Below are 1,388 nucleotides of genomic sequence, written 5' to 3'. Positions count from 1 at the left end.
GTCTACAACCGCCGACGGCTTCACTCAGCACTCGGCTATCTCAGTCCAATGCAATTCGAGGATCAACACACCCGGCAGACGGTCAAATCAGCGGCCTGACTCTGTCCGGCACCAGGGGCCCACTCCAGTATAACTGCCAGAGTCCGTCAAAAGACATTCTGCTTTCGAACCCGGATGGCCTGCACGAAGTGATCCGTGCGGTGATGCTGGAGGTGCTAGCCCGTCTTATGCACGACGATGGGCCTTTGAGGCTGGCGGATGTAGCTTAAGCGATCGATTTAGCGTAGGATTCGGTTGCTTAGGTGTGGAGCCTCAACAGGTTGTCCTCGGTTAGGGCAAGGCGACTGATGGGTGGTTTGGACTTTAGGCTGCCGTGTGGGCGATGCCAATTGTATCTGTGGAGCCAGATTGGCAGTTCGGCGGCGACTGGCCGACCGGCTTGCGGCTGCGATCCACGATCCACGTGATCGAGCGCGCGTGACGCACGCCATGACCGACATCCTGCGCGCCCGCATCTTCGCCATCGCCTGCGGTTATGAGGATGCCAACGATCTCAACTGGATGCGCACCGATCCAGCCTTCAAGCTCGCCTGCGGACGGTTGCCCGATAGCGGGCTCGACCTGTGCTCGCAGCCGACGTGTTCGCGGCTGGGGAACCTGCCCGACATCAGGACCGTCATCCGGCTTGGGCATCCAATTTTCCCTCCCTGACAGGCGAAGAGGCCCGGTGATCAGCCGGCATCTTGATCGTCGGATTTCACTCCTGGCTGCCGGCCGCGTTTTTTCGGCGGTGGTGGCGGGTTGATGAGCGCTTTGGAGCAAACATGCTCCGGAACAAGGTCAGCATGCTGGCGCAACCGGTAGCTCGATCCTTCGATCTGCACGACGACGGCATGATGAAGAAGCCTGTCGAGCAGCGCGGTTGCGACAACCGGGTCACCAAAAACCTCGCCCCATTCTGCAAATCCGCGGTTGGAGGTGAGGATCATGGCGCCCTTCTCGTAGCGGGCATTGACGAGCTGGAAAAAGAGGTTTCCTCCGCTAGGCACGACCGGAAGATAGCCGATCTCGTCGACGACGAGCGGCGAGGCGCGGCATAGATAGCGGATACGCTCGCGCAACTGCCCCTCTCGCTCGGCCTTGGCGAGCGAGGCGATGATGTCGGCGAGCGTTGAGAAGTAGACGCTCTTTGCGGCCTTCACTGCCTTGACGGCGAGTGCGATTGCCAGATGGCTCTTGCCTGTGCCGGTCGGACTGGGCTCATAATGCAGAGCGTTTTTAGCTTGGCGTCGCGCAGAAAGGCGGGTGGCGAGAGCGCGCTGTGGCAGATCGCGACGGTGAGCTAAAAACGTGTTGGACTAAGCCGCCGGCATGGGTGGCCGCTATGG

2 protein-coding genes and 2 pseudogenes are annotated in these 1,388 nt (G+C 60.7%); 2 read left to right on the top strand and 2 right to left on the bottom strand.

Annotated features, from left to right (window positions below):
• On the top strand, window positions 1-99 hold a 99-nt coding region (locus tag PU724_RS33710), incomplete at its 5' end, for an IS3 family transposase (protein ID WP_426213825.1).
• Window positions 100-298: 199 nt separating this feature from the next.
• On the opposite strand, the pseudogene PU724_RS33705 reads toward PU724_RS33710, so the two are convergent.
• Window positions 299-424: pseudogene (locus tag PU724_RS33705) on the bottom strand (IS481 family transposase); the annotation flags it as partial.
• On the opposite strand from PU724_RS33705, the pseudogene PU724_RS33700 reads away from it, so the two are divergent.
• Window positions 418-690, top strand: a pseudogene (locus tag PU724_RS33700) (transposase); the annotation flags it as partial. The pseudogenes PU724_RS33705 and PU724_RS33700 overlap by 7 nt on opposite strands.
• 41 nt (window positions 691-731) lie before the next feature.
• On the opposite strand, the gene PU724_RS33695 reads toward PU724_RS33700, so the two are convergent.
• The gene (locus tag PU724_RS33695) at window positions 732-1,328 is read right to left on the bottom strand and encodes an ATP-binding protein (protein ID WP_426213824.1); all 597 of its coding nucleotides are present in this window, start codon (window positions 1,326-1,328) and stop codon (window positions 732-734) included.
• Between the last annotated feature and the right edge of the window lie 60 nt (window positions 1,329-1,388).

This window comes from Mesorhizobium abyssinicae, from assembly GCF_049887195.1.
Classification (GTDB): Bacteria; Pseudomonadota; Alphaproteobacteria; order Rhizobiales; family Rhizobiaceae; genus Mesorhizobium; species Mesorhizobium abyssinicae.
This window is presented reverse-complemented; position numbering and strand designations above follow the sequence as displayed.